At 56.0% G+C, this 26,310-nt stretch carries 24 protein-coding genes; 14 read left to right on the top strand and 10 right to left on the bottom strand.

The annotated features are described in order from the left end of the window. Nucleotides 1-86: 86 nt before the first annotated feature. The 3 genes from Fuma_RS32960 to Fuma_RS32950 all read right to left on the bottom strand — a co-directional run bounded on the left by Fuma_RS32960 (nt 87) and on the right by Fuma_RS32950 (nt 3,937). Nucleotides 87-1,316: an ISL3 family transposase gene (locus Fuma_RS32960; RefSeq protein WP_077022615.1), complete on the bottom strand. Its 1,230-nt coding sequence runs from the start codon at nt 1,314-1,316 to the stop codon at nt 87-89. A 380-nt stretch (nt 1,317-1,696) separates the two neighbouring features. Further along, the gene (gene ettA, locus Fuma_RS32955) at nt 1,697-3,370 is read right to left on the bottom strand and encodes an energy-dependent translational throttle protein EttA (RefSeq protein ID WP_077027858.1); all 1,674 of its coding nucleotides are present in this window, start codon (nt 3,368-3,370) and stop codon (nt 1,697-1,699) included. A gap of 3 nt (nt 3,371-3,373) precedes the next feature. Beyond that, the gene (locus tag Fuma_RS32950) at nt 3,374-3,937 is read right to left on the bottom strand and encodes a putative molybdenum carrier protein (protein WP_077027857.1); all 564 of its coding nucleotides are present in this window, start codon (nt 3,935-3,937) and stop codon (nt 3,374-3,376) included. A 361-nt stretch (nt 3,938-4,298) separates the two neighbouring features. On the opposite strand from Fuma_RS32950, the gene Fuma_RS32945 reads away from it, so the two are divergent. From Fuma_RS32945 to ruvX, 6 genes are all read left to right on the top strand, one after another. Continuing rightward, on the top strand, nt 4,299-5,675 hold the full coding sequence (locus Fuma_RS32945; RefSeq protein WP_083732491.1) for an MATE family efflux transporter: 1,377 nt from the start codon (nt 4,299-4,301) through the stop codon (nt 5,673-5,675). A gap of 61 nt (nt 5,676-5,736) precedes the next feature. Next, on the top strand, nt 5,737-5,991 hold the full coding sequence (gene thiS / locus Fuma_RS32940; RefSeq protein WP_229360798.1) for a sulfur carrier protein ThiS: 255 nt from the start codon (nt 5,737-5,739) through the stop codon (nt 5,989-5,991). 156 nt (nt 5,992-6,147) lie between these two features. Beyond that, nucleotides 6,148-6,990 (top strand): thiazole synthase, encoded by an 843-nt coding sequence (locus Fuma_RS32935; RefSeq protein ID WP_077027855.1) that lies wholly within the window; start codon nt 6,148-6,150, stop codon nt 6,988-6,990. Next, nucleotides 6,980-7,597, top strand: coding sequence for an HAD family hydrolase (locus Fuma_RS32930; RefSeq protein WP_077028705.1), 618 nt, complete (start codon nt 6,980-6,982; stop codon nt 7,595-7,597). The genes Fuma_RS32935 and Fuma_RS32930 overlap by 11 nt, the downstream gene beginning before the upstream one ends. Nucleotides 7,598-7,633: 36 nt before the next feature. Continuing rightward, on the top strand, nt 7,634-9,730 hold the full coding sequence (locus Fuma_RS32925) for a thioredoxin-like domain-containing protein (protein ID WP_077027854.1): 2,097 nt from the start codon (nt 7,634-7,636) through the stop codon (nt 9,728-9,730). 8 nt (nt 9,731-9,738) lie between these two features. Then, on the top strand, nt 9,739-10,221 hold the full coding sequence (gene ruvX, locus Fuma_RS32920) for a Holliday junction resolvase RuvX (protein ID WP_077027853.1): 483 nt from the start codon (nt 9,739-9,741) through the stop codon (nt 10,219-10,221). A gap of 28 nt (nt 10,222-10,249) precedes the next feature. Here the strand turns inward: ruvX and plsY are convergent, their stop codons facing one another. Continuing rightward, nucleotides 10,250-10,924 (bottom strand): glycerol-3-phosphate 1-O-acyltransferase PlsY, encoded by a 675-nt coding sequence (gene plsY, locus Fuma_RS32915; protein WP_077027852.1) that lies wholly within the window; start codon nt 10,922-10,924, stop codon nt 10,250-10,252. A gap of 235 nt (nt 10,925-11,159) precedes the next feature. On the opposite strand from plsY, the gene Fuma_RS32910 reads away from it, so the two are divergent. Both Fuma_RS32910 and Fuma_RS32905 read left to right on the top strand, forming a co-directional pair. After that, nucleotides 11,160-12,602: a cytochrome P450 gene (locus Fuma_RS32910; RefSeq protein ID WP_077028704.1), complete on the top strand. Its 1,443-nt coding sequence runs from the start codon at nt 11,160-11,162 to the stop codon at nt 12,600-12,602. A 16-nt stretch (nt 12,603-12,618) separates the two neighbouring features. Continuing rightward, nucleotides 12,619-13,107 carry a M50 family metallopeptidase gene (locus tag Fuma_RS32905; RefSeq protein WP_077027851.1) on the top strand — a complete coding sequence of 163 codons (489 nt, stop codon included), beginning with the start codon at nt 12,619-12,621 and terminating at the stop codon, nt 13,105-13,107. A gap of 85 nt (nt 13,108-13,192) precedes the next feature. Here Fuma_RS32905 and Fuma_RS32900 read toward each other — a convergent pair whose 3' ends face one another. The 3 genes from Fuma_RS32900 to Fuma_RS32890 form a co-directional block, all read right to left on the bottom strand. Next, a complete protein-coding gene (locus tag Fuma_RS32900; protein ID WP_077027850.1) occupies nt 13,193-14,461 on the bottom strand; it encodes a CCA tRNA nucleotidyltransferase in 1,269 nt (422 codons plus the stop codon). A 131-nt stretch (nt 14,462-14,592) separates the two neighbouring features. Next, entirely contained in the window at nt 14,593-15,873 is a 1,281-nt protein-coding gene (gene clpX, locus Fuma_RS32895; protein ID WP_077028703.1) for an ATP-dependent Clp protease ATP-binding subunit ClpX, read from the bottom strand. Between the two features lie 270 nt (nt 15,874-16,143). Then, on the bottom strand, nt 16,144-16,593 hold the full coding sequence (locus tag Fuma_RS32890) for an SHOCT domain-containing protein (RefSeq protein ID WP_077027849.1): 450 nt from the start codon (nt 16,591-16,593) through the stop codon (nt 16,144-16,146). Nucleotides 16,594-17,189: 596 nt separating this feature from the next. Here Fuma_RS32890 and Fuma_RS32885 point away from each other — a divergent pair. After that, nucleotides 17,190-18,413 carry a hypothetical protein gene (locus Fuma_RS32885; protein ID WP_099091846.1) on the top strand — a complete coding sequence of 408 codons (1,224 nt, stop codon included), beginning with the start codon at nt 17,190-17,192 and terminating at the stop codon, nt 18,411-18,413. A gap of 120 nt (nt 18,414-18,533) precedes the next feature. Here Fuma_RS32885 and Fuma_RS32880 read toward each other — a convergent pair whose 3' ends face one another. Beyond that, nucleotides 18,534-19,751, bottom strand: coding sequence for an argininosuccinate synthase (locus tag Fuma_RS32880; protein ID WP_077027848.1), 1,218 nt, complete (start codon nt 19,749-19,751; stop codon nt 18,534-18,536). 2 nt (nt 19,752-19,753) lie between these two features. Continuing rightward, the gene (locus tag Fuma_RS35540) at nt 19,754-19,897 is read right to left on the bottom strand and encodes a hypothetical protein (protein WP_158521211.1); all 144 of its coding nucleotides are present in this window, start codon (nt 19,895-19,897) and stop codon (nt 19,754-19,756) included. Between the two features lie 173 nt (nt 19,898-20,070). Here Fuma_RS35540 and Fuma_RS32875 point away from each other — a divergent pair, with 173 nt between their 5' ends. The 4 genes from Fuma_RS32875 (at nt 20,071) to Fuma_RS35535 (ending at nt 22,783) form a co-directional block, all read left to right on the top strand. Beyond that, entirely contained in the window at nt 20,071-20,700 is a 630-nt protein-coding gene (locus Fuma_RS32875) for a sigma-70 family RNA polymerase sigma factor (RefSeq protein WP_077028702.1), read from the top strand. A gap of 77 nt (nt 20,701-20,777) precedes the next feature. Continuing rightward, nucleotides 20,778-22,109: a serine/threonine protein kinase gene (locus Fuma_RS32870; RefSeq protein WP_158521210.1), complete on the top strand. Its 1,332-nt coding sequence runs from the start codon at nt 20,778-20,780 to the stop codon at nt 22,107-22,109. Between the two features lie 17 nt (nt 22,110-22,126). Continuing rightward, nucleotides 22,127-22,393: a (2Fe-2S)-binding protein gene (locus tag Fuma_RS32865; protein ID WP_077027846.1), complete on the top strand. Its 267-nt coding sequence runs from the start codon at nt 22,127-22,129 to the stop codon at nt 22,391-22,393. Between the two features lie 243 nt (nt 22,394-22,636). Beyond that, nucleotides 22,637-22,783, top strand: coding sequence for a hypothetical protein (locus Fuma_RS35535; RefSeq protein WP_158521209.1), 147 nt, complete (start codon nt 22,637-22,639; stop codon nt 22,781-22,783). A 72-nt stretch (nt 22,784-22,855) separates the two neighbouring features. On the opposite strand, the gene Fuma_RS32855 is transcribed toward Fuma_RS35535, so the two are convergent. Continuing rightward, nucleotides 22,856-24,577 (bottom strand): tetratricopeptide repeat protein, encoded by a 1,722-nt coding sequence (locus tag Fuma_RS32855; protein ID WP_077027844.1) that lies wholly within the window; start codon nt 24,575-24,577, stop codon nt 22,856-22,858. 530 nt (nt 24,578-25,107) lie between these two features. Here Fuma_RS32855 and Fuma_RS32845 point away from each other — a divergent pair. Then, a complete protein-coding gene (locus Fuma_RS32845; protein ID WP_179954427.1) occupies nt 25,108-26,280 on the top strand; it encodes a DegT/DnrJ/EryC1/StrS family aminotransferase in 1,173 nt (390 codons plus the stop codon). Nucleotides 26,281-26,310: the final 30 nt, after the last annotated feature.

Below are 26,310 nucleotides of genomic sequence, written 5' to 3'. Positions count from 1 at the left end.
GGAATGATTGTTTAGCGGATCGGCACAGGCAGGGTCGCTACATCAATGCGTTCGCCCCTCCCCCGATCTTGCTGGTCCATCCGGGATTATTGTGGGTAGAGGTCGAGTCCTCCGCAGTAGAAGAGGATGGCGGTTTTGAAGTTGTCGCGGTTTCGGTATCCGCCGACTCTTCGTTTGATGGCCATGATTTTGCTGTTCATTCCTTCGGCGACGGCGTTTGTGATTCCGTGAGTGCAGTAGCTCACCACATTGGCTAAGCGTTCTTTGATCGTGCGAGCGACTTTCTTCATTGGCTCCAGCTTTGTGTGGATGACTCGCTTGTACCAGTCATTGAAGAACGTCGTGGCCTCTGCCGGAGTGTCATGAACCCAGAGGTCTCGCAGCATCTCCTTGTAGGCCCACGCTTTGCCCGTGAGTAACTCTGCCTTCCATGCGGCATCAAAGCGTTCCTGCTGTTTTTCGCTGAGATTCTCCTGGCCCGAAAGCCACAGATAACGAGTTCCCGTCAATCGATCATCGCCTTCGGCGCGAAGCTTCTTCTGCTCCGACCGACGGACCTTGTCGACGGCTTCGGTTGCCAGCTTCATGATGTGAAAGCGGTCGTGCACAATCTTCTGTTCGGCCAATGCAATGTTGCCTTTGGTGCTCTTGACGTATGCGGCACTCATGTCCATCGCAACCGCCTCCACAGACTGCTTTTCACTGTCGGAAAGCTGATCGAAACAGGCATCAGCGGCTGCCGTGTCATGACCATCGGAAATCGCTTCGACAGTGCTCTTGTCCAAGTCATAGATCAGCGTGACGTAGTTGTGTCGTTTTCGAAAGGCTTTCTCGTCGATGCCGATTCGAGGGAGGTTCTTCGATTGTTTGCGATCCTTCCCGCGAGCCACCGCCTTCTGCAGAATGTGCCACGATTCATCCCATGAGATCCCCAGAATGCTGCACGCCCCTTTCACGGTTTGTGTGGCCAGAAGAACGTCGATGGCGAAGCGTTCAAAGAACAATGAGAAGCGGCTGTTCTTTTCCGCCCAGGGAAGCCTGATCTGTTTGACGCCATGATCCGGGCACTTCACGCGAGGCGTGCGGGCATGAAGGATGGTCGCAAATTGCATCGTGTCCAGATGCCGCCATTTGCGAGACTTCGTGTGGTCATAGCACGGCAGCTGCCTGTCGCAATCCGGACAGCAAAAAGTTTCGCCCTCGCCATGTTCGACGAAAACGTCGACCTGTTGAGCTTCCATATCCAGCTGAACGTCCGCCACAAACCACGGCCCCGTCAGTCCCAAAATCTGTTCGTAAAAGTCTGTTCCCTGCATCCCACGAAAACTAACGAATTAACGCCTCACCCAAAAAGAACCCGGATGGACCATCTTGCTTCGCTCGATCGACCCCTCCCACAACAAATTGCGGGAGGGGTTAACGCAGCAGTGAACCCGACTTGTTCAGGTCGCGATTGAATCTGCTCAATAGTGAAGAACGCAAGACGTAAGTTCCACGTCATCCGAGCCAGGCAGCCACAGGAAGAACTTATTCCTCGACAATTGCCAGCGACCAACGGCGACGCTTCCGCTTCTACCATGCTCACTCGCACGCCGCGCCGATGGGCACCGGCCACCCAGCGAAACCAACGCCGGCGCCTCCGTTTTCGTCCGGCTCACTCCCTCGCCACGCCAACCGCCCGCCGGTGCGTACCGGCCTAGCGGGTGAGTGGTTTGAAGCGGCCGGTGGTGGGGCGTTCGGATTCTTCGCCGAGGCGTTCTTTGCGTTCGCGTTCGTACATCTGGTAGTTGCCCTCGCACCACACGACTGTGCCGTCACCTTCGAACGACAGAATATGAGTCGCGATGCGGTCAAGGAACCAGCGATCGTGGCTGACGACTACAGCACAACCGCCAAACGTGGACAAGCCTTCTTCCAGAGCTCGCAACGTGTCGATGTCCAGGTCGTTTGTCGGTTCGTCGAGCAGCAGGAGGTTGCCGCCGGAACGCAGTAGCTTGGCCATGTGGACTCGGTTGCGTTCCCCGCCGGACAGGTCGCCGACGAATTTCTGCTGGTCCTTGCCCTTAAAGTTGAATCGCCCGCAGTAGGCTCGCGCGTGAATTTTCGTCTTGCCGACTTCCAGAATCTCGGCACCGCCTGAGATTTCTTCGTACACGGACTTCTTCGGGTCCAGTGAATCTCGCGACTGATCGACGTATGAGATGTCGACCGTGTCACCGATATCGATCGTGCCGGAATCTGGTTTCTCGGTGCCCATGATGATCTTAAACAAAGTCGTCTTGCCCGCACCGTTCGGGCCGACGATTCCGACGATCCCACCGGGTGGCAAGTCGAAACTCATGTTCTCAAATATCATGCGACCGTCGAACGACTTCGACAAGCCTTCCGTGATGACGACTTTCTTACCGAGTGCACGAGTTGTCGGGATCTGAATCTGAGCGGCCTCGTCGCGAGCGTCGTATTCTTTGGCCTGCAATTGTTCGTAGCGTTCCAGGCGAGCCTTATTCTTTGTGGCTCGCGCCTTGGGAGACATTCGCACCCACTCAAGTTCTTTCTTGAGTTCCTTCTGGTGGCGAGTTTCGCCGCGTTCTTCCTGTTCGAGTCGTTTCTTTTTCTGCTCCAGCCACGAAGTATAATTGCCTTCGTACGGGATGCCTCGGCCGCGATCGAGTTCCAGAATCCAGCCAGCGACGTTGTCCAGAAAGTAGCGATCGTGAGTGATCGCGACGACGGTTCCGGGAAAGGTGTGCAGGAATTTTTCCAGCCACGAAACGGAAGACGCGTCAAGGTGGTTGGTCGGTTCGTCCAGCAGCAGAATGTCAGGACTCATCAGCAGCAACTGGCACAACGCCACTCGCCGCTTTTCACCGCCGGATAGGTTTCCGATGATGGCATCCGCTTCGGGAAGTCTCATCGCGTCCGCCGCGATCTCCAGGGTCCGGTCCAGTTCCCACAGGTTGGCGGCGTCGATCTGGTCCTGAACTTTGGCCTGCTTTTCCAGGACCTTGTCCATTTCTTCGGGCGACATTTCTTCGCCCAGCTTCATGCTCAGTTCGTTGAATTCGTCGAGGACCGCTCGCGATTCAGCGACAGCATCTTCCACACATTCACCGACGGTTTTCTCCGGATCAAGGCGTGGTTCCTGAGGAAAGTAGCCAATCTTAATGCCTTTGGCTGGTCGCACCGTGCCCATGTAGTCGGTGTCTTCACCCGCCATAATTCGCAGCAACGTACTCTTGCCAGCACCGTTGTTGCCAAGCACGCCAATCTTCGCGCCGGGGTAGAAGGACAGGCAGACATCCTTGAGTATCTCCTTCTCGTCATACATACGAGTAAGTTGATCAATCGTCATGATGTAGTTTTCGGCCATGTCTCAATCGCGATCTTTGGTCAGTTGTTCCAGCAGCAAACTTACGAATTGGCGGGATTCCGGGTAAACGGCGTCATCAGAACTGCCGCGCGGCCCCGCCACATTAAGGACGCGAATTCTATGGTCGCGAATCCAGTCGACAACTGTTTCTACCGCGTCATTCAGCGAATTCTCATCCCTAAACAGGCTGGGCGCTTTTGCAGGACGCAGATGCACAACCTTGAACGGTTTCTGCAGCTTTCGAGCCATCCCGACGGTCAGTTTAGTGCCGCTGCTGATGTCGGCCAGCACAATGATCAGGGTTCCATCGGAGTCGCGGACGTTCCATTCTGTGCGAATGGCGTAGGATTTCGCGGCCGTTTCCTGAAGGGGATAGACTGCGGGAATACGCCCAGCTTCGGACCGCCGACCAACAGGACACCAGCCACCAATTGGAAGGCCGGCCTCTAACGCGGCGTCGAGAGCCGCTCGATCCACCCCCGTCTGTCCACCGGACACGATCTTTTCAAGTTGCCCGACCGTCGCGTTTGACGCGGCACTGGTTGGCTTGGCCTTCCGTTTCGACATGAGTTCCCGTCCGCGTCCATCAGTTCGAATGCGGCGGAAGTGTAGAAGCAAGGAGCGTGCGTTCCAATCGTTGGCTGTTCACCTGTTGCGGCGGATCGGAAATGCGAATATGTGCCTCGAATTGCACGTTCACGACCTGGGTGCGTGCGTGCAACCAACTTGAACGGCGATAGTCAGGCTCGCGACCTATGGCTCTGACAACAACCGATTACGCTTTCTCCACATTGCGACCGCTACTTACCCACACTCGACAGCGGCTGTGCAGCGCGGGACAATGCCTCCTTAATTCGTCCTTGATGAGAGAAGGCAGCTCAAACTGACAGCTCGTTCTGAACATGGAGCCACTCGACGGCACAACATTGTGCATGGCAACCTGCGGCAGCAAATTCTGGTGCTGGCCGTCCCGACGCTGCTGCAACAGTTTCTGACGTTTTGTGTCGGCATGTTCGACACGTGGCTAAGCGGACGCATCGACGCAGCCGCCACCTCGGCGATTGGAATGAGTGCCTACATTGGCTGGTTGGGCGGGTTGCTGGTGATGTCGGTCAGCGTGGGCACCACGGCACTGGTGTCTCGTAACTGCGGCGCCGGCGAGTTGACTCATGCCAATCGCGTGATGAACGTATCGCTGCTGCTGGGACAGGTGCTGGGCGTTGTGATGTCGATTGTGTTGTTCCTGATGGCACCCGTGTTCGTCGCCGGCTTCAACATGACCGGGCGGACGGCAGAAATCGCACTCAACTATCTGCGTCTGGATGCCTGCGGACACCTGCTGACGGGCGTGACCATGGTTGGCGTTGCGGCCCTGCGTGGAGCAGGCGACATGAAGCGGCCGATGGCGATTCTGGGTGCAATCAGCATTCTGAACATGATCGTTTCGGTTTCTCTGGTGTATGGCATCGGCCCTGACAGCCCGATCAACTTTCCGATGCAGCTGCTGCCTGCGTTCGGCGTGTATGGGATCGCGGGCGGCACCGTAACGGCTCGACTGATGGGCGGGCTGGCAATGTTGTTCGTGCTACGCATCGGCAGCGATCCGTTGAAATTGTCGGTATCGCTGATGAAGCCGGATACTGTCATCGTGCGGCGGCTCGTGAGTTTGGGACGTTTTGCCGCTGCCGACAGTCTTCTGAACTGGTGCGGGCAGTTTACGTTTCTGATGATCATTCGTCGAGTTGTCATGCCCGGCGTGAGTGACGACGTGGTCTTCGCGGCTCATGTGGTTGGCATTCAGGTCGAAGCGATTACTTACCTGCCCGCGATGGCGTGGGGCCAGGCGGCGGCAACGGTGGTGGGGCAGTCGCTGGGTGCCGGAAAGCTAAAGCGAGCGTACAAGGCAGGCTTCGAAGCGGCGTTGCAATGCGGAATGCTGGCAACGCTGGTCACCGGCATTTTCTTTTTTGGTGCAAAAGCGATCTACACGGCGATGCATCAGGACCCGCAGGTGGTGGCCGTCGGAACTCCGGCATTTCAGGCACTGGCAATGTTTCAGTTGCCGTTGATTCTGTTTTTGGTGTTCCGCACGGCGTTGCACGGAGCCGGGGACACTCGGTTTCCCATGCTGGTATCACTAACAGGCGTGTTTCTGCTTCGGCTACCCGGAGCGTGGTTGATGGGCGTGTACTTTCAGTTCGGCCTTGTGGGTGCCTGGTGCGGTATGTTCGCAGATATTTTTCTGCGAGCCTGCCTGATGACGTGGCGGTATTCGCGAGCCCGGTGGTTAAGGATTCAGGTTTGAATCGGGAATTTCGCCAGCTTGAACAACTCGGCGGATCGCTGCCTTAACGTTGTTGCCCGGCTTGACTACACTTCCTGATGGCGACACACCTGCCGAAAACGAGCGTGGCACAATGATCCGTATTGAACTTAACGGCGAAGAAAAATCCGTCGATCCCGCATGGTCGATCGGCGATTTGCTGATGGATTTGGGCATCAACAATCGTTACTGCGCCGTCGAACGTAACATGGAACTGGTGCCTCGCGAACAACACGCGGAATGCACACTACAGCCCGGCGACCGCATCGAAATCGTAACCCTCGTTGGCGGCGGTTAGCCGGTATGCACCGGCGGGCGGTTGGCGTGGTAGCCGGGTGACGGTGTCAGACTGAAGCGCCGGCGATGCTCCCGTTGGTCGCTGGTGTAGGATAGTGATGCGAAGGTGCCAAACGGGCAATCGGCAAGACACGAAATTAGGCAACTCGAAGATCCAATGACCACAGTTCTCACACAACCATCTGCCGATTCCGATGTCGTTATCGGAACTCATACGCTGAAATCGCGGCTGATTGTCGGCACGGGCAAGTACGCCACGTTCGAGCAGATGCAGGAATGCCTGAAGATCAGCGGGGCTGACGTGATCACCGTCGCAGTACGGCGTGAACGACTGGTCGACGCAGACGGTCGCAACATTCTGGATTTCATTGATCTGGATCAGTACACCATTCTGCCCAACACGGCAGGTTGCTTTACGGCGGAGGATGCTGTTCGGGTCGCAAAACTGGGGCGTGAAATCCTTCGCGGCCTTGAGAATCCCGGTGCCGACTGGGTCAAGCTGGAAGTGCTGGGCGATACGAAAACGCTGCTGCCCGATCCCGTCGCCACCATCGAAGCCTGTCGGCAACTTGTCGACGACGGATTTCAGGTTCTGTGCTACACGTCTGATGATCCGATTACGGCTCGCCGTTTAAAGGAAGCCGGAGCAACATCCGTGATGCCCGCCGGAAGCCCGATCGGCAGCGGGCAGGGGATACTCAACCCGAACAACGTTCGCATCTGCATGGAGTATCTGAAGGAAGACGATCCCGATTACCCGGTGATTGTTGATGCCGGCGTCGGCACCGCCAGCGACGTCGCCTTTGCCATGGAACTCGGTTGCGACGGAGTCCTCCTGAACACAGCAATCGCCAGCGCCGCAAACCCGCATTTGATGGCGGATGCGATGAGGCAGGCGTGCATCTGCGGTCGCCAGGCATCACTGGCAGGGCGCATTCCGAAAAAATTATATGCGACGGCCTCCAGCCCGATCGATGGAACGATCACCAATGGCAATTAAGACCTGCTTCTTCGACATGGGCAATGTGCTGGTCCATTTTTGTCACGACAGAATGTGCCAAAACGTCGCGGCAGCAACCGGCGCTTCGCTGGAACAAACGAAAGCGGTGCTGTTGGGATCCGGCCTGCAGTTGAAGCTTGAGCGTGGTGAGATTTCTGAAGAACAGTTCCACGCCGGCTTTGAAAAAGAATGCGGACGCACTGTCGATTTCGACGCTCTGAAGCTGGCGGCTGCCGACATCTTCTGGCTTAACGATTCGATTGTGCCGTTGGTGAAGGAGCTAAAGCAGCTTCAAATTCGGTTGGTCCTGCTATCCAATACCAGCGTGACTCATCTGGAATTCATCCAGCGCAAATTCGACATTCTGCAGCACTTCGACGCCTTCACAACGTCCTACGAAGCGGGAGCTCTGAAGCCTGAACCTGCGATTTACGAGGACGCTCTTCGTAAGGCCAACTGCGAACCCGAATCGTGCTTCTACACGGACGACATCGAAGACTATGTCTTGAAGGCTCGCACATTTGGCATCCATGCGGAGGTGTATACGGCGACGCCGCTCACTAGAATGGCATTGCAGACGCTGGGTGTGAACGTGGCATCTGAGTAACGCAGGAAGCGACATCGATTATCTGATGAGGCGATTATGAGGCTACGAACAATTCCATTCTTCCTTGTCGCAGGGCTGCTTCTGGCGACGATCATCGCACCGTCTGCAAGGGCGTGGGACGAGGACCAGGATTCGTCAAAAGCTGAAGCTGCTACACAAGCGGCCAGCGATGATGCGGAACCGGCCGCTCTTCCGGCCAACCCATTTCCAGATGCGGTCACCGTGTCGCCGGGAATATTGGACGGCGGCAGCGAATGGCTGAACACCTCCGCCCCCATCGACCTGAAGGATCTGCGTGGCAAAGTTGTGTTGCTGGACTTCTGGACGTACTGCTGCATCAACTGTATTCACGTGTTGCCCGACCTGAAGTTTTTGGAAGAGAAGTACGAAAAGGAACTGGTCGTCATCGGCGTCCATTCGGCAAAGTTCGAAAACGAAAAGCTATCAGAAAACATTCGTGATGCGATACTGCGTTACGAAATCAAGCATCCGGTCGTCAATGACAACGAAATGCTGATCTGGCGGAAGTTCGGCACGCGATCATGGCCAACTCTGGCGTTAATTGATCCGGAAGGTCGTTTCATCGGGTCGCAGGGCGGCGAAGGTAATCGTGAACTCTTCGACGCCGTCATCAGCAAAATCGTCAAGTATCATCGAGCCAAAAGTACGCTCGACGAAACACCACTGGTGTTCGATCTTGAGGCCAACAATACCGAACCGACTTCGCTGCGATATCCCGGCAAGTTGCTGGCGGATGCAGAATCAAATCGGCTGTTTATTTCTGACAGCAACCACAACCGCATCGTTGTGACAGACCTCAACGGCAACCTGTTGCACACGATTGGCAAAGGCACGATCGGGTCGGCAGACGGTGATTTTGATCGAGCGGAGTTTGATCACCCTCAAGGCATGGAGCTGGTGGGTGAGACTCTTTACGTAGCAGACACAGAAAACCATCTGATCCGAGTCATCGACCTGGAAGCCGAAACCGTGTCGACGCTCGCCGGCACCGGCAAACAAGGACGACCTCGCGACGTCAATGGTGACTTAAAGAAAACGAAGCTGAACAGCCCGTGGGATCTGCTGCACATTGACGGCACTCTGTTTATCGCGATGGCCGGGCCGCACCAAATCTGGTCACACGAAATCGGAAGCGACACCATCGGCGTGCATGCCGGGAACGCTCGCGAAGATATCATCAACGGTCGGTTGAGCGTTTCGTCATTCGCTCAGCCTTCCGGCTTAACGGCCAATGGTGACGGCACATTGTTTTTTGTCGCGGACAGCGAAGGATCTTCCATCCGCAGCGTGCCGGTGGCCACGGACGGACAGGTCACCACGATCGCGGGAACCTCAGAATTGCCACGAGGGCAGTCGCTGTTTGCATTTGGAGACGTCGATGCCGTTGGCAAGGATGCTCGGTTTCAGCATCCACTGGGCGTCGCATGGCACGATGGCAGCGTGTACGTGGCCGATTCTTACAACCACAAAATCCGCAAAGTGGACGTTGCCACGGGCGAAGTCACGACATGGCTGGGCACCGGCAAGGCAGGCGATTCACTTAGCCCCGTGCAGTTCAGCGAACCAGCCGGCCTAAGCATCGCCGGCGACTTTCTGTATATCGCAGACACAAACAACCATCGCGTTTGTCGAGCGAACCTGAAGACGAAACAGGTAAGCGTCATCGAACTTCCGGACGTCGCACCTCCCGCGCCGCCGAAGACTCGTCGCGTGCCGGACCTCGCAAACGTCCAGCTGTTGCCGAAACAAACCGTCAAGCTCGGTGACGCCGCTGAAGTGGCCGTGGAACTCGCCGTACCGGCAGGCTTCAAACTGAACTCGCTGGCTCCGATTACGTGGGAAGTGTTCCAGATCGAAGGCGACCAGATTCTAAATCCCACCGCTCTGGAAGGTCGTGACGAAGCGACCGCAGACGGAAGCGTCGGTCGATTTCAAATTCGGTTGCAGGAAACCGAAGGCACGGCCACAATCGCGATCGAAATGAGCTACGGATATTGCGACACAGAAAAGGGCAACATTTGCCGACTGGCCAGCACGGTCTGGAAACTTTCATTGGAAGTGACAGAAGATGCAACCGGCGACACGATCAAACTCGCGTTCCCTGAGAAGTAGCCCGTTACGTGCAACCCATTGCAACCGACAATTCCAACCTTCCCGCGCGAGGCCGCCTGCTGGGGATCGACTACGGCACGAAGCGAGTCGGCGTGGCGGTCAGCGACGTGTTTCAGGAAATATCCAGCCCGCTGTACAACTACGAACGGCGTGGCCAGCTGAACGACGAAGCGTTCTTCCTTAAAGTCGTCGAAGAATACGAAACCATCGGATTCGTCATTGGCCTGCCGGTCCACATGAGCGGCGACGAAAGTCAAAAGTCGAAAGAAGCGCGGCGCTACGCGAAATGGCTAACCAAACTCACTGGCTTGCCGCACGCCTTTCAGGACGAACGTTACAGCAGCGTTCAGGCCGAAGCGAAAATGTTCGACGCTCAGCTCTCGAAAAAGCAGCGACACGCTCGAATCGACAAACTCGCGGCCCAGATCCTGCTACAGGCGTTTATCGAAGCTCGTGCGGCTGAAGCAGCAAAGCAGGGCACCGACGACTAGCGGACGGGCAACGCGGCTTCAAACCAGTTCAACCGACGGCGTTATCCGAGTCCGATGCAGGAACGTCTGAAGCAGGAGAGTCCGGTGGAGGAGGGGCCTCGCCACTGACCAGCTTGCGAATGTTGCTGCGGTGTCGCCAGATTATGAGCAGCGGAATGGCAATGGCGAAGACGGTCAGCGACAGAGACTTCGAATCCAGCATTGTGTCTCGCATCAGGTACAGCTGAACGCCCCCGAAGGTCAACGCGGCAACGATGGATGCAACCGCTACGATTCGGGTGACAGCCACCGTCAGCAGAAATGCAGCAAGCGCAATCGCTACCGCCTTCGGAGCCAAAACCAGCACGACTCCCAGCGCCGTCGCGACTCCTTTGCCGCCGCGAAGTTTCAGGTAGACGGGATACATGTGCCCCACAATCGCGCTGATGCCGGCGGCGACGGGCAAGTGCAGGATCATGTTTTCCAGCTGATTGTCGGCGGCGTATCTCAGTGCCAGCCACGTCGGCAGCAGGCCCTTGATCGCGTCCAGCAGCAGGACAAATCCGCCCCAGTTCCAGCCGATGACGCGAGCCACATTGGTCGCGCCAATATTGCCGCTGCCGTGGTTTCGAATGTCGTCCTTCAACACAAATCGGCCGACCAGAAACCCGAACGGGATTCCGCCAACTAAAAAGGCCAGTACACAGCAAATCAAAATGGTCACGGTTATGCCAGACGACGAAACGCGGAAAAATCAGCCAGACGGGAAAACAGCAGATCAGGTTTTACCGCAAACAGCCCGCCATGATGCGGCTCGCTGATCCACAGGTGCGGAAATTCGGCGAAATCTCTGGCTGTAAACGCGAAATTCGTCTACAAGAAACCGTCGGAGCGGGAGAAATGCTGTTCAGGAGGAACCGCAACTCGCATTGGCCCGGTTTTCGGTCACGGAAGACACCATGAATTCTCCAGCATCCATCCCGCTGCACAGCGGCAAGCAGCCCATTCAGCAGGGAAATCTGCTGGAATTCCCCAAGAACCCAATCGACTGCATGCGGCGTCTGCATGCAGAATGCGGAGATTTGGCAGTTCTGGAAGACAACGGCCAGCGAATTGCGTTCGTTTTCTCGCCGGAACTCAATCGGCAGGTACTGACGGATTCAAATACCTACCACTCCCAGTTTTTCGCCCTGCGCGGTGGACGCCGGTCGGCTCAGCGTCGAGTGACTTCAGGACTGCTGAGCATGAACGGCAGCGAGCACCGCGAAAACCGTCGCATCATGATGGACGTGTTCACGCGCCGGATTCTGCCGGAATATCACAACACGATTTGCGATCTGTCGCATTCGCTGATGGAAGACTGGGAACTCGGGCAGCAGCGCGACCTGAACGTTGAAATGGTCCACTTCATGCTCCGTATGACGAGTGCTCTGCTGTTCGGCATCGACGACGCGGAATATTCTGTCGAACTCGGCAGCAAGATCGACCGGTGGGTGCGACAGAATCATGAAGTCGGGATCGGGGCGTTAGTGTCGGCCCCGGAATTCACTGACAGCTACGGCACGCTGCTAAGCATGGCCGACGATCTGGAAGCCAGCATCAAAGAGATGTTCGCCAAGCACCGCGATGGAGCGACCAAGGGGCAGCGATCAGACGTGCTGAGTCTGATGTTTCAGGCTCAAGGATCCGAACAGCAACTCAGCGACGAAAAGCTTCTGGGCCACGCAACGCTGACGTTCGCGGCAGCTCACCTGACGACCGCACACACGTTTAGCTGGACCCTGTTTTTGCTGGCTCAGCACCCCGAAGTCATGCAACGTCTGGCCGAAGAAATTGCACAGGCAACGACCGGCGAAACGCCAACGTTTCAGGAACTGCAGTCGCTGCCATACCTTGACTGGGTGATCAAGGAAAGTATGCGAGTTCTGCCCGCGTCTTCGTATTCACAGCGAGTCACCTCTACAGCAGCTACACTGGGATCGCTGAACCTGCCGCAGGCCACGCCCGTCATTTTCAGCCAGTTCATCACACACCATCGCCCGGACATTTTCGAAGACGCGAACGAATTTCGGCCGGAACGCTGGGAAACCGCCTCACCATCGGCCTACGAATATCTGCCATTCGGCGCAGGACCTCGGATGTGTATCGGAGCACCGCTGGCGATGATGGAGCTACGGACCGCTTTGGCCGTGATCCTGAAGAAGTTCCACTTTCAGGTCAATCCGGGAACCACCGTGAACGGCCAGGTGATCTCAACGATGCTGGGCCCAACCAGCACTGTTGAAGCGACTCTGTTGCCCACAACGGAACTTCCTTCGACAGTACCTGTCTACGGGTCAATCCATGATCTGATCGACCTCCCGAGCGCCGCGAAGCCGGACGCAATTCGCCGCGCGGCTTGACCCGATTGGCGACGGCATGCGACCGGTCAACGAAGACGAAATCACGGCCTGGCACGAAGCGGGACATGCTTTCATGGCCGCCATCCTGGGCGGCGAAGTCGATTCGATCTCGATCGATCCGGATTGGGACGACGGACCAAAACGCTTCGGCGACACAACCGTTCGTTGGCATGCAAATCGGTTCACTCAGCAGCAACTGCAGCGCAACGCCGTGTTGGTGGCTTTGGCTGGTCCGGTAACGGAGATGATCCATCGCGGCGACCCTCTGCATCCCGCGACCGTCGCCGAATGGGCAATGGACTGGGGCCTGGCATGGCAGGCGGCCGCGTTCCTGAAGTCTGACCGTGAACGTATGAAGTTTCTGGAACGATCATCGGTTGAGCTGTATCAGACGCTTTCCCAGGACAATCACTGGGCCGCCATTGGAGCGATTGTTGATCACCTGCTGGCCTATGAGACACTGGAAGGCGAGACGGTGCATGAAATTGTGGCTGAGTGGACCTAACACGGTTGGCTGAAACATTCGCGCCAAGGCCAACGTTCAAGTTCGCGATTCGGTTTGCCGGCAAGCTGAACGTATCGTGCGCGGATCAAAGCAGCTCTCGAACGCGTTGCATCGCCGATTCGTGGTCGTGCAGCAGCTCGTCCAGTTGCTCCTGGCGAACGGTGTTCAGGACTCTCTTGAACGCCGGGCCTGGCTCGACATTCATCTGCTTCAAATCGGCGCCGCCGACCAGCGGTGGAGGGTTCAGGACTTCCGGCGGCGTGCTTGCAAGATAGGCTTTCAGGAAATCCGCCGCTGCAGGCGCAGCGTGAATCGCTTTCGCCTGAGCCTGCAGGAGGTCCAACAACAACGATCGCCGGTCATCCGCGAGAACCGGTTTAATCACGTGCAAGGGCAGATCGCTGGGAGCCTGAAACACGACAGCGTTTTCAGTCAGCCATGAAACACAGGATGTTTCTTCGTTCGACAGTTTCAATTTACGACATTCGGCGCGAATACCGGCGGTCTTCTGAATGGGCTGGCTGGCATCTTCGACGTAGCGCGAACGCAATAGAGTGGCGAGTGCAGGCTCGAAACTTTTTTCCTGCAGGGCGTCTAATGTTCGGCATGTCACCACAAATGATTCGGCATCGTGACCGCATTCAAAAACCGCCGGAAAGATCATGTCCAGCAAGCCGACATCGTGAAGGTTTCGCACGGAAACGGCACGACTGGGATGAGCCAGCATGCGTCGCAATTCCTGGGCGATTCGTTCGGCGCTAACCTGAGTCAAATCGGCTCGCAGCGTCCGAATTGCCGTCGCTGTCGATTCATCAAGTTTGAAGTGATACGTCGCCGCAAACCTGACCGCTCGCAGCATGCGGAGCTTATCTTCGGTGTATCGTGCCGTCGCATCACCAATCGCGCGGATGATTCCGGCAGCCAGATCTTTTCGCCCGCCCACATAGTCAAGCACTTGATCATTCACGGGGTCGTAGAACATGCCGTTGATGGTGAAGTCACGACGTTTGGCGTCTTCTTCAGCAGAACAAAACGCAACTTCCGACGGCCGCCTGCCGTCCAGATAGGCACCGTCAGAGCGGAAAGTGGCGACCTCAATTTGCCCACACGATCTACTGGGCCCCAACACCATCACCACACCGAAACTCACACCGACTGGCACCGTGCGCCGTTTCCCGAACAGATCAATCACCTGCTCCGGCGTCGCATTCGTGGCGACATCGTAGTCCTTTGGTTCGATGCCCAGCAACTGATCTCGAACGCACCCGCCCGCCCACAGCGCTTCGAACCCGGCCGCGTGCAGTTGCTGCACGACATGCATGGCGAACTCGCGAGGAGTGGAGGGCAGTGGCATCTAAACGCCTGATGAATTGGGGATAAGTGACACGAAAGAAGCCCGGCTTTTATAAAAAGCCGGGCTTCTGAAGCTTAGCCTGGTAAGTACATTCCGATGCCATGCGGCACCGAAACGCGGGTTACCTGTCTTCACGCCGCTGCGGAATCGTTTCCGATCATGGGCTCTTCGCCCCGAACCATTTCTTCGGTGATCACAAACGTGCGTCCGCGTTCGACTTCCGGAAGTTCGTACATGATGTCAAACATCGTGCGTTCCAGAATACTTCGCAAACCGCGAGCACCGGTGTCTCGAATGCGTGCCTGACGAGCAATCTCGAACAGCGCCCCTTCGGTGAATTCGAGTTTGCATTCTTCCATTTCGAACAGCTTCTGGTACTGTCGGACGAGTGCGTTTCGCGGTTCCGTGATGACTCGGACCAGCGATTCCGCAGACAATGGTGTCAGCGTGCCCATAACAGGCAGTCGTCCCAGCAGCTCGGGAATCAGTCCAAATTCCATGATGTCGTCGACGTCTGCCTGGCTAAGCAGTTCTTCACGAATCTGTTCTTCCTGAGTCGACGAGTTGTTGCCGAAGCCGATGACCTTCTTGCCAAGTCGCTTGGCGATGATATCTTCGAGTCCCACAAACGTTCCGCCACAGACGAACAGAATGTTAGTCGTGTCGATCTGAATGTACTGCTGTTCAGGATGCTTTCGTCCGCCCTGAGGAGGTACGTTGGCGACAGTGCCTTCCAGCATCTTCAACAACGCCTGCTGTACGCCTTCACCGGAGACGTCGCGAGTAATCGACACGTTTTGGCTGGTCTTGCCAATCTTGTCGATCTCATCAATAAAGATGATGCCTCGTTGAGCAGCCTCGATATCGAAGTCGGCCGAATGCAGCAGCTTAAGAAGCAGGTTTTCGACGTCTTCACCGACGTAGCCGGCTTCCGTCAGAGTTGTCGCGTCGCCGATCGCGAAAGGAACCTGCAGCACGCGAGCCAGCGTTTTCGCCAACAGCGTTTTGCCGCAGCCGGTCGGGCCGACCAGCAGGATGTTCGACTTTTCGATTTCCACATCGTCATCGTCGCCGGAATGCTGGTGCATTAGTCGCTTGTAGTGACTGTGTACCGCCACGGACAGCATCTTCTTGGCGTGTTCCTGGCCAATGACGTACTGGTCAAGTTCAGCAACAAGGTCGCGCGGCGACGGCACCTTGGTGAACAGAGTGCTGCTCGAACCTCGGCGACGTTTTTCCTGATCCAGGATCGACTGGCATAGTTCAATGCACTCGCCGCAGATGTAAACGTCCTCCGGTCCTTCGACCAGCGGGCCAACTTCCCTGTAATTCTTCCGGCAGAATGAACAGTTCGCATTGCGTTTGCCTTGCGCCGTTTTTTTGCCGGTTCCAAATTCCTTGCCAGATGCCATTTCTGTTCCTTTGATGATCTTTGGCGAGCTTTTCTGCACTCAACGTCCTGGGCCTGGAGAATGGTCCGGTCAGTACAAAAACTTTTCGCAATCGATTTTCAGGGAGAGTTGTCTCCACAACCATTGGCGTCCCTGCCAACCGTGTTTCTTCCGTGTCGCGTGCTTCAGAAACCTGAGCACGCGAACTATGTAAATTGACGGGATTCCGAGATTGGATGCGTCAAAGGATGTGCGATCAGCAGTCAGCGTTTGTGAAAGTCAACAAACGGCTCAATCAGCCTGATCTCTCTTCTCGACCGTTTCCTCGGTCGACTCCGGGACTCCGTCCGCGGCGTCATCGTTAGAAATGGTTTTCCCTTCAGGGGTTTCGGTCGACTGCCCCAACTCGCCTTCGTCTTCCTGTCGTTGCCGTTCGTCGTGAGAAGAATCGTCAGAATCGGCAGCGACCGTCTGTTCCGAAAGCCGGTTTACCAGTCGACTCTTGATCGATCGGAATTCTTCCGTCGTTAACTCACCCTGGCTCCGCAATTCACTGACCGCTGTCAACATCTGCCGGTCTGTTTCGGCAGGATCAATATCTTCGGTCGCAGAAGCTGTGAGCCGGGCAATCGCCCAGATGGAAACCACCAACACAATCAGAACAGCCGCGCAAAACCACCAGTTGTCCACTGGCAGCTCTGGCACCGACCAATCCCACTCCGCAAGTTGTTGAAAGCTCATTAAAAACACTGACCAACTACCGATCTTCAGGACCGTCTCCGCGGGTGCCGTAACACCAGAAGTTGATGGTCCCCACGTAAATGTTCGTGGCTGCCTTGTTTAGTGTAGCAATAGGGATGCCAGGCGACCAGATTTGTGTCGCAACCTGTGAAGCTGGCCCATCTTCGGAAAAATCTGCCGGTGCAGAGCCGTATTTCGCCGTCTCTGCCCGAATTAGCCATTCACCCAGCGGACGGAATGCCTGAGATTTCAATTGGATTTGTCATCTTTACATTCGGCAATGCACCGCGAATGATGCAGAACGCTATTTCGCGTGAGGCAAATTCAAGGTGCATCAGCCGAGCTGATTGTTCGTGAATGTTGCTTTTTGGAACACTCATTCGCCCCGTACCACCTAACTTGCCCGACACTTGTCAGGCTACCTGTCCTATGTTTCCTGTGGGACCGTTAATCTTGCCGTGTTTACGTGACGAAATTGGGTTCCCGTTTGCATCTGAACGGTGTCTTGAAGCACTTTTCGGGTAGTTTTTCCGTATCTGAGTCGAGTCGTCTGCGAACGGATTTGCAGATCTTATCCAAAATCTTTGGAGGTCAGTATGTCCGTTGTGAACCGTCTAAGCCTTCTGGCGCTTCTTGTCACCGCAGCACCGTCCGCGACGGCCGGATTGTGCGGTGTGCCTTCGTATTCGTGCTGTCCGACGACCGCCTGCAACCCTACGTGTTGCTACACAACCTGCAAAGTGGCGACGGAAACCTGCTATCGCACCGTTTGCGACACGGTTTACGAACCGCAGCAGTACACCACCATGCGAACGGTGTACGAAAACGTGTGCGAAGACGTGCAACAAACCTGCTATCGCACTGTGACAGAAACCGCCTGTCGTGAAGAAACGTACACCGTCAGCCGCCCGGTCACCGAAACGGCCGTCCGCGAAGAAACGTACTGTGTGCAACGACCTGTTTGGGAAACTCAGTACCGTAGCTGCAATTACACCGTCCAGCGGCAGGTCTGGGAAGACCACGTCCGCGAACAATGCTACACCGTCATGCAGCCGGTTACGGAAACACTCGAACGCGAGTGCCGTCAGGTTGTGATGAAACCGGTGACTGAAACCATTCAGCAGGAACGCTGCTATACAGTGATGCGACCCGAAACGCGGACTCGCTGCGTCCGCCGACTCACGGGCCAGTGGGTAACTAAGCAACACAGTATTCCGAGTCCCGTTCTGCCAAGGATCGTGTGCGGCCCGTGTGGCCCGAAGCTGTGTTTTGCTCAGGCACCGCCGAGAACATTCTGCCGCCGAGTCTGGCGACCGCAGGTTGTCCAGCAGCAAATTCCGTACACAGTGATGGTTCCGCAGGTGATGCGACAAAACTGCGCTGTCGCCGTGACTCGCATGGTGCCGGAAACCGTCGTGACAAAAGTGCCGTACACCGTCACCCGAATGGTGCCAAAACAGATGACGCAGCAGATTCCGTATCGCACCTGCCGCATCGTCAACGAAACCAAGACGCAACAGATCCCCTACCGCACCTGCAAATTCGTGACAGAACAGAAAGTTCGCCAAATCCCGTATCAGGTTTGCCGAATGGTTCAGGAACAGCGGACGCGTAAGATCCCATACTGCGTGCAGAAGCAGGTTCCGTACGTTGTGACCAAGAAAGTCACACGAGTCGTTCCGCGGCAGGTTGAATGTACCTCAACGCGAATGGTGGCTCGCCAGGTAACTCGACAGGTTCCTTACACACGAACGTATCTTGTGCCCGAAACCGTCTGCGGTTCGGCTCTGAGCGGCGGGTGTTCAACCTGCGGCCCGTAGCAAATCGGCCAGTTCGAATACTCAGTCAGTAATCGAAAACTGCCTGACCCAAAAAAGAAGCCCGGCTTTGTTCCAAAGCCGGGCTTCTTACGTGTTTGGACATCACTCGACGATCAATGATCAATACTCGCGTGGTCGCACGGTGCCCTGAACTCGGCCCGGCAAGCCCACGATTCGCAGAAAACCGGTCGCGTCGTTCTGGTTGTAGTCTCCGCCTTTTTCCATGCTCGCGATTGCTTCATCGTACAGGCTGTTAGGCGATGTACGGCTGCTGATGCGAATATTGCCCTTGTACAGCGACATCGTGATCTCGCCGGAAACCGGCTTTTGAGCTTCCTTGATGAAGGCCAGCAGGGCGTCCATCTTCGCACAGTACCAGTGACCATAGTAAACCATTTCGGCAACCACGGGGCTTAGCTGATCTCGCAGGTGAGTCAGGTCGCGGTCCAGCGTGAGTTGCTCCATCGCCTGATGAGCCGCGTACAGCAGCGTCATGCCGGGAGCTTCGTAAACTCCGCGACTTTTCATTCCGACAAATCGGTTTTCGATAATGTCGATGCGACCGCAGCCATTGCGGCCACCGATTGTATTCAGCGTTTCCACGATCTCTGCAGCGGATAGTTGTTCGCCATTCACAGATACCGGAACGCCTGATTCAAAGCCAACGGTTACAACTTCTTCTTTGTCTGGTGCTTCCTGTGCCGACACCGTCATGCCGAAGTCGATGACGGTTTCGCCGTCGACCGTCGGATCTTCAAGGTCGCCTGCTTCGTAGCTGATGTGCAGGCAGTTTTCGTCGCTGGAATACGGCTTGCTGGCACTCGCTTTGACGGGAATGTTTTTCTCCGCACAGTAGGCCAACATTTCGGTCCGACCAGGAAACTTGTCGCGGAATTCGTCCATCCGCCACGGAGCGATCACGTTGACCGTAGGATCCAAAGCTTCCGCAGCCAACTGAAAACGGCACTGGTCGTTGCCTTTGCCGGTCGCACCGTGAACAAACGCCACCGCGCCCACTTCACGAGCTCGCTGCAGGCAGACTTTCGAGATCAGCGGACGGGCGATCGAAGTGCCCAGCAGGTAGATGTTTTCATACCTGGCCTGCCATTGCAGAGTCGGAAACGCGATGTCCCGGCACATTTCTTCGCGAACGTCGACCAGCTCGGACGACTTGGCACCGATATCCAGTGCCTTCTGCAGAATGGCTTCGCGATCCTCGCATGGCTGGCCCAACTCAACGTACAGGCAATGCACGTCGTAGCCTTTATCCTGCAGCCAGCCCACCAAAACAGACGTGTCTAACCCGCCGCTATACGCCAAAACAACAGATTCCGCCACAGCTACTCTTTCTCTTGAGGCAACGCCTCATCACGTGAAATGAAGTGAATTCCGAGCGTAAATGTTACCGCCTGTGGAGCTCGCTTCCATGTCCCGATCGGCCGATTCCAAAGGATGACAATGATTCCGCCCGGGTTTTGGCTCATTGACGTTTTCGCAACCGTGCCAAAGTCCGGACGTGGGGCAGAATCGCCTGCGACAGGCAAGGTTCTGCTGCGTGCGGGCACGATTAGGCTTCCCACTTGCAAACTGAGGGGCAAAAAGGCGACGATACAGAGGTGCTACCCGTTCTCTACGAATTTGCTTGATCGGATCCGTTGTGTCGCCATCTGAACCTGACCAACAGTTGATCGATCGCGTTGTCGGCGGCGACAAAGATGCATTGGCGACGCTGTTTTCGCAACACCGCGATCGGTTGTGGCGTATGGTCACCTTCCGCATGGACCCGCGGCTCCACGGTCGAGTGGATGCTGACGACGTGCTGCAGGAAGCATGGCTGGCCGCCGTACAACGAATCGACCACTTTCTGGCGGACGCGTCTCGGTCGATCTTTGTCTGGTTTCGTTTAATCACCAGCCAGACCATGGTGGACATCCACCGGCGTCACCTGGGAACTCAGAAACGAGACGCGGCCAAGGAATTTTCCATCCACAAAGGCTGGAGTTCCGAATCGACGTCGTTCTCGTTGTCGTTTCATCTGCTCGGGCATCTCACGTCCCCCACACAGGCCGCTCTTCGCGAAGAACTGTCGCAACAACTGAAGACGGCGCTGGATTCGATGAACGAAATCGATCGTGAAGTACTGGCGCTGCGGCATTTCGAACAGCTCACCAATCGCGAGACCGCTCAGATTTTGAGTATCTCGGACCAGGCGGCCAGCGATCGTTATATGCGAGCTTTGGGGCGGTTGAAGGGAGTTTTGAAGGCATTGCCCGGTTTCGTCGAATAGCAGCGTACAATGTTGTTGGATACGCGTTTCAATATTCCATGGCTGGCACTCTTGCATCACTTCCACACGCAGCATCAATGTCCGACACGTCCGAAGAATCCGGCTTTCAGTTAATTGGGTTCCCAACTCACGAAGCCGTCACAGAACTTCGCGCGCGCGAGCCCGTAGAAATTCTAGCGAGTCAGTTTGTGGAGGAACTTCGCGCAGGCAAGTCGCCAAGTGTCGAACAATACGCGCGGCGGTTTCCACTACATGCGAACGTGATTCGAGATTCGTTTCCAGTGCTGGCACTGCTTGAGCAGGCTCGCTTCAACGACGAAGCCGCGTCGATTCGTCGCAGCATGCCTGACACGTTTCCGTTCACTCGCCTGGGGCGGTGCGAGCTATTATGTGAACTTGGCCGTGGCGGCATGGGTGTCGTCTTTCAGGCTCGCGAAATCGACACCGGACACGTGGTCGCGGTGAAGGTGTTGCCCTGGCGAGTTTCCATCGTCCCGGATTGGCAGAAGAAATTCGAAGAAGAAGCTCGCACAACGGCAAAGCTGCGACACCGTAACATCGTGCCGGTATTCCGTTTCGGTCAGGAACACGGTTACTGCTACTACGTGATGCAGTTCGTAAACGGAATCGGCCTGGACGTGATCATTCGCCGGTTGCGTGAAGTGGATGGTGTTATCTACCGAGATGAAATCGAGCGACAGGAATCCGCGAAACCGCGTGGTTTTGTGACGACTGACGAATTACCCGCCATCCAAACAAAAGAAGACATCGTCAACGCGACGGAACCCAAACGCAGCAAACTGTCTCGGTCGTCATGGAAGAGCTTCACGCAACTGGCGATCCAGGCGACTCAGGCATTGCGGTACGCGCACAGTCAGGGAATTCTGCACAACGATATCAAGCCGGGGAACCTGCTGCTGGATAGCGACGGCCGAGTGTGGATCACAGACTTCGGTCTTTCTGAACCGATCGAAGCAAACGATCCTGCGTCGCGACAAAAGGTGATGGGCACTCTGCGATACATGGCCCCGGAACGACTGATGGGCACTCACGAAGCCAGCAGTGACATCTATTCACTAGGCATCACGCTTTATGAATTACTCACACTGAAGACAGCGTTCGAAGCAGACAACGAAGATGACATGCTCACGCAGATTTTCGAACGTGGACCGCTGGAGCCCCGCAAAGTCGAACCGTCGATTCCGAAAGGGCTGGAAACGATTATTCTAAACTGCATTTCACCACACCCACCGCAGCGCTATCCGTCCGCGGGCGCGTTACTGTCCGACCTGCTGAAGTTCAGCCGCGATCAAAAAGTCGTGTCGCTGCGGCCATCCGGGTTCCGCAATTTTCTGTCACGCATGACGGGCAACCAGCCGCCTCGTCTGCGCGATTCGTTCGACCAATAAGGTTACGAAAAGTCACCGTGAAAATTGACGACAAACTGTGCTATTGCTTTCACGTTTCTAAACGGAAAGTGCTAAACCACATTCGCATCCACCAGCCCAGGGTCGCCAGCCAGCTAAGTGAATGCGGTGGAGCAGGCACCGGCTGCGGTTGGTGCGTGCCGTTTCTGAAGAAGTGCTTCGACGCGGAGCGAGGCGGCTATGTGGCCGACACGGAAATGACAGCCGAACAATACGAAGCCGAACGAGCCGCCTACATTGCAGCAGGGAAGAAACGGCGGACGTAGTTGGGAACGTTTCTTGTTGGAAGCGCTAGGGGCAGGCCATCTGCCAGACGAAGAAACCTGCCGCCTTTATCTGAGACAATCTATTGAAGAGGCTGCGTAACGTTTTAGCGGGATGGCAGAGTGTTCCGATTCCTTCAAGTGCTTTGGTTGCTCAGTCTAATGGCGAGTCTTGTCGCCCTCTTGTTTTACCGTGCCCCTCTGGGCCATGGACCGGATATGGTTGTACAAGAGGTACTCGCATTTATGACTCCGATCATGGTAGCGGCATTGATCGCTGTAGCTCTCCTCGCGCTGGCCCCGTCAATCGAACGAGGAAACTGGCGATTTATTGCGGTAACTGTATTGCTGGGTATTGTCGAACCAATTATCTACGCTGCATTTCTGATGTAGAGCAATAGCCGAAGTGCACAAAAAAAACGCTACAGGCGTTCAATATCTTTCATGCATTTCTGAGCTTACCCTTTACAAACGTTCCGTAGACTCAACAGGGTCCTGCAAGAGGGATCGTGTTTCCGCGTCTTCGACTGACGCCTCTTTTTCGGCCGGCAGCGCAACCGCAGGGCGAACTTCCGGATCCTGATCGTGGAACGATAATCTTACGCCATCCAGTTCGATGGCGCCAATTTCGTAATGGACCTCCGGACGAACAAAAATCGCCTTCGCGTTCGCGACCGAACCGGGAAACGGCAGGCGGCTGGCAGGGACGGCGGGCTCCGGAACCACCGTATTCTGGTTTAACGTGATGTGAATGGCGGGGGTGCCGGGGTAATTCAGTGTGACACGCAGCTTGCCGTTGGTGGCGTCTGTTTCGCTGTTCGCGTCGGCAAAGAATTCCGCTTTGTCAGCCGCGTTGCCTCGACGAAAACCAACCTGCCGAAACTGGTTGCCGGAAGACGCCATGACTGGTTGAGCGTCGCTGAGTTTCCAGCCGGGCGAAGCCATCAACACGATCGCGTCGCCTCGATCCATGCGCCTGACCGACGCCGACAGCGTTGCCGCAAGATACCGCTGAGCCACCGGTGGAACGTCGTCCGCGCCCAACAATTTGGCACTCAACAGCAGCCCCGGAATTGGCACATCGCGGACGACCTGCGGGTCGTTCAGCAACTGAGCCAGCTTGGTCTTGTTTTCGGAATGATAGAACAGTGAGGCCAGGGCAACTCGGCTTTGTTGAGCTTCCTGGTCTTCGTCCAGATTGCACAGAATCAGTTCTTCTGCGTCGTCAAATCTCTGGTGTCGACCCAACACCCACGCGCAAACTAAATTGGCTTCCCAGTTGCGGACGGAATAATCCATCACTCGAGCGGCCGTGCGAGCGGCGTCGGGGTGGCCATCGAGTTCCTGAAGCAGAGCCATGTTGGCCATGCTGCTGGCGAGCATATCATCCTGCCGAAAGTGGCCGCTGCCTAAGTCTGCCAGTCGTTGAAATGTTTTGAGGGCCTCTTCCCGCTGACCAAGCTGCTGCTGGGTGCGAGCGACGTAGTACCAATACGGAGGGTAACATTCCATGAAGCGTTCCATGCGTCCCAGCATCCGCAGTCGTTGAGCGGCATCCTGCTCGGCGAGAACTCGGCCCAACTGATCCAGATCCTGGTCACGAATCAACCAGCGGTCGGGAATTTTATTCTTCTGCGACAACCGCCAGAAGCTATCAAGAAACGAACTTGAACGAGACATCAGACCGGTGAATTCCGTCTTTTCCACTTTCCATTTGTCGGCGTCGCGGCGATGGTCCTGCGTTCGATAGTCCCACCAACTGTTCGCTCCGGATTGGATAGCGCTGCCCAGCTGTCCAGTGGCCACTTGAGCTCCGATGACGAAGAAGTTTGTGCCCAATTGACGATGCACGTTCCGACGAAATTGTTCGTCAATGACGATCCGTTCGCGATCGCTGATTTCGACCTGACTGATTTCGTCCAGAATCGATTTGTAGAGCGTGATGACTTCGGGGTCGTCAATACGATTCAGGTCCAGGTTATTCAGGATTCGCGTCTGTTCTTCATAGAAGACGTGCTTCTCCGGATTGCGGCGAATCCGATGCAGGGCGGCTCGACAATAATTAAGAGCAACCGCTGTGGTCTTGCGGACCTCTTCTTCGTGAGCCGTCTTGTCATCTTCCGATCTGGCAGGCGGTACGCAAAACGTGATGGCCAGCAGAAGTGCTGTGAGGGTAAGCGTTCTCATGGCAGGCGTTCGGATGAATCTGTGGTTTCAGAATACGGAAAGGACATCTGTCGATGACAGGCCTCTGGATTCAGGTTCGCTCGGTTCATCCTTGAAGTCGAAGCGCGGGTTGCACAATCATTCCCTTTGCGCCGGCCAAGACAAGGCCCGTAGTGCAGTTCACCGGGGATCGCGTCGGAAGGAAGCGGCTCGCAACAGTCGCGGTGTTGAGGCAGTCGGCGGATTCTGCCGAAGCTGGCGAAAGACTGCAGAATTTGCGGCCTGTCACAGCATCAGTCGGCTGCCTGACAAGCCCTCAACAGTAGGGAAAACGCGTCATCCGGCTAACCAGAATGCAGCTCACCAAGAGTCTGTCGCGTTTCTGGCCTCCGCCTATCCCTGCGACTCTTCACGCACCTGTTGCTGCCACCGGTCAGCACTGGCCGGCAGTTGATCTGGTCGCCGAAACCGGAAATCGTTACACAACGCAGACATCCTTCGGCATGAATTCTGCCACTTTCTTTCCGCGTTAATGCATGGAGGCATTCACGATGCGAGACACATTTTTGCCCTTCGCCCCGCCCCTGATTGGGGAAGAGGAAATCGAAGAAGTCATCGACACTCTGCGATCCGGTTGGCTGACCACCGGGCCGAAGACGCGACGATTTGCCGATGAGTTTGCTGAGTTCACGGATGCGGCGGCCGCGTTGACTGTGAGTTCCTGCACAGCCGCTTTGCATCTGGCGTTGGTGGCCAATGATGTTGGCGAAGGTGACGAAGTCATCACGACCCCGCTGACGTTCGCGGCGTCCGTGAATGTCATCGAGCACTCGGGCGCTCGACCTGTCCTTGTGGATGTCGAACCCGATACGCTGAACATCGATCCCGCGAAAATTGAAATGGCAATCACGCCAAATACTAAAGCAATCATCGCAGTGCATTATGCCGGACATCCGGCCGAATTGGATGAGATTCGGGAGATCGCCGAACGGCACGACTTGATTCTGATTGAAGACGCGGCGCACGCGATTGGATCGGCGTACAAGGGCCAGCCAATCGGAAGCGGCTTGAACCCCGCCTGCTTCAGCTTTTATGCAACTAAAAACCTGACCACCGGCGAAGGGGGAATGTTGACGGGTGAGTCTGAATTTCTGGAAAAGGCTCGCATGCTGAGTCTGCATGGCATGAGCCGCGAAGCGTGGAGTCGTTACGCCGCCGGCGGGAAGTGGGCGTATGACATTGCAGCTCCCGGCTACAAATACAACATGACAGATATTCAGGCCGCTTTGGGCCTGCAGCAGCTACGGCGCTTCGAATCCATGCAGCAGCGTCGCCGTGATATTGTCAGTCAGTATCAGGAAGCGTTCAGCGGGAATGCAGCCTTCCAAACGCCCGTTTCCCGCGAACATGTCACTCACGCCTGGCACTTGTACGTTCTGCGCTTGAACGAAGGCGAACTAAGTGTCAATCGCAATCAGTTTATCGAAGAAGTGAATGCGCGCAACATCGGCACGTCGGTTCACTTTATCCCGATTCACATTCATTCATACTACGCCGAAAAGTATGGCTGGGAGCCCGACGATTTCCCGGTGGCCCTGGACAGTTTTAACCGCATGGTCAGCCTGCCGCTGTCGCCAAAGATGAGCGACCAGGATGTGACAGACGTAATTGACGCCGTGTATAATGTGGTTCGCGCCGGAATGAGCAGAAAAGCGGCCGCTTAAGCGGGATTGCAGGCGATCTTCTGCAATGCC

Source organism: Fuerstiella marisgermanici (assembly GCF_001983935.1).
Taxonomy (GTDB): Bacteria; Planctomycetota; Planctomycetia; order Planctomycetales; family Planctomycetaceae; genus Fuerstiella; species Fuerstiella marisgermanici.
Note: the sequence above shows the minus strand (reverse complement) of the source record. Positions and strands in the feature narration are given on the sequence as shown.